A 1888-nucleotide genomic window follows, 5' to 3' on the forward strand; every position below is an offset into this window, starting at 1 on the left:
CAACGGCTTCTCCCGCCAAGGTTGCTACTCTTCCACAAGTCCACGATGACGAACCAATTCCACCTGTGACAACTCCCCAATTCCCCAGTCAACCAATGCCTGTAAGCGAACCCGATGTGGATGAAATTCCCTTCTAAATTAGTTAGGTAGGGGAAAAGTAAATTAAAAAGTAGGGGCAAAGATGGGGGTTGCCCCTACTTTTTTTTGAGCGATTCTCCCACATAAAGGGGTCAAAAACAAAGGTGATGCGTCAATCGAGCGCCTCTAAACCCAAGATTTTTCGGATCGCCCTTTGTTTTTTTGCGTAAGTCCTGATCAAACCAGAACTTATATCGTTTCCAGTTGGAGCTAAATTATTAAATTCAGCACTTACCCATAGATTCCCCCAACCCCCAATGCCTTGGGGGCTAGGGGGGATAGACATTTGAGTGCGTGGGTAAGTCCTGAAATTGCTTGTAGCGAACAGCAAAAAACCTTCGAGTTAAGGGTTTTACTTATTGATACCGTGCCCCTACCACAGTCCTAGATATTAGACGCGACCATCCAAGAAACCGGGTTTCTTTGCGTAAGATGTGAGGATATGAAAGGTAAGTTTGGGCAATCTAGACATAGTGGAAGTAGCTACCCCTCAGACTGAGATCCACAACCCCTTTGACAATCCCAATTAATTCATCATTTGCACTTAATCCGGCAATGCCATCATTATCGAGATAGATATTAGTATCTCCGCCAGATGTCTGTAAACCATAGTTAGTTGCCGCTCCTTTTAAATGAATTTTATCCTCGTTGAGGTTGAAGTCCATAATTAGAGCATAATCCTGATTACCAGAAGTCGCTGCATTGCCATCGTTATAGTAAACATTGTTGCTATCAGACAGAATGAATTTATCTGCCCCGTCACCCCCAATCAAAGTATCAATCTCTCCTTGTCCGGGATTACCGGAGGTACTAATTTGAAGGACAACGACACCATTAGTTTTACTGACAGCGACACTATTAGCGTTAATGCCTATTAATATGTCGTTGCCCGCACCACCAACTAGGTAGTCGTTACCTGCACCGCCGATCAAGATATCGTTGCCAGCACCGCCATTAAGAGTATCATTGCCAGACCCAGAACTAAGCATAACGTCTCTAGCAAGGTCGTTGAAAATACTATTTTCCCTGGTGCTGTTATTGAGCTGACTCATTTGGCCCATTCGCGCCAACATGCGAGACAACATATTTGTCATACTTGGCAAAATGTTAGAGAGATTTGAATTTATCATATTAGAAACACTTGTGTTCACGTTTTTGCTCCTTGAAATTGACTGCAGATGAATTTGCCTATCTGCCTTTTGCATCAGGTTTTACATTCCTGTTTCTGATGCTCAGTAGTTCGACAATCAACAGAGTTTCATAAAGCCATGAAAAGCTAATTCCACTTAGCTTTGTTGCCAAGTTGGCAAACTTTATAAAACTTTACATAATCAACAACCCTGGGATATGTTCAGGGGATTTTTGTGCGATATGTTACTTTTTCTCATAGTTGAACAAGGTGCGGCGCTTGATTTATTTTATACGTGCGTAAGATGAAAATTAGACCGTTTTCCCATGAATGGGAAACACTTGGGGCTGCGCCGGTTTACTTCAACTGTTTGTTTTTCCCAAAGCTTATTGGTAAAACCCGCCCCTACAATCCCTACATGTTGATGTGTAGGACGATCAAGGGAAATTGGTATTACTTAACCAGCGCTAATTTGCTCGCAGGTCGTTTGAGCATGAATACCATCGAACGCAAACCAGAAGGCTTTAAAGAAAAACGCGCCGAATTAACAGTCCAAAAGGTTCACTACCTGGAAGCAGATCGTAATTTTATCCCGGCTGAACCTGCATCGACTCCTGCTAA

1 protein-coding gene and 1 pseudogene are annotated in these 1888 nt (G+C 42.8%); one reads left to right on the forward strand and one right to left on the reverse strand.

Annotated elements, in window-relative coordinates:
* Positions 1-602: 602 nt before the first annotated feature.
* A complete protein-coding gene (locus ACE1CM_RS44115; RefSeq protein WP_374885772.1) occupies positions 603-1190 on the reverse strand; it encodes a hypothetical protein in 588 nt (195 codons plus the stop codon).
* A 381-nt stretch (positions 1191-1571) separates the two neighbouring features.
* Here ACE1CM_RS44115 and ACE1CM_RS44120 point away from each other — a divergent pair.
* Positions 1572-1888 (forward strand): annotated as a pseudogene (locus ACE1CM_RS44120) (hypothetical protein); the annotation flags it as partial.

The organism is Microseira sp. BLCC-F43, assembly GCF_041929235.1.
Classification (GTDB): domain Bacteria; phylum Cyanobacteriota; class Cyanobacteriia; order Cyanobacteriales; family Aerosakkonemataceae; genus Microseira.

What these genes read in the sequence shown, in the direction of transcription:
- ACE1CM_RS44115 (WP_374885772.1), bottom strand. Translation starts at nt 1,190, where the DNA reads ATGAGTCAGCTCAATAACAGCACCAGGGAAAATAGTATTTTCAACGAC.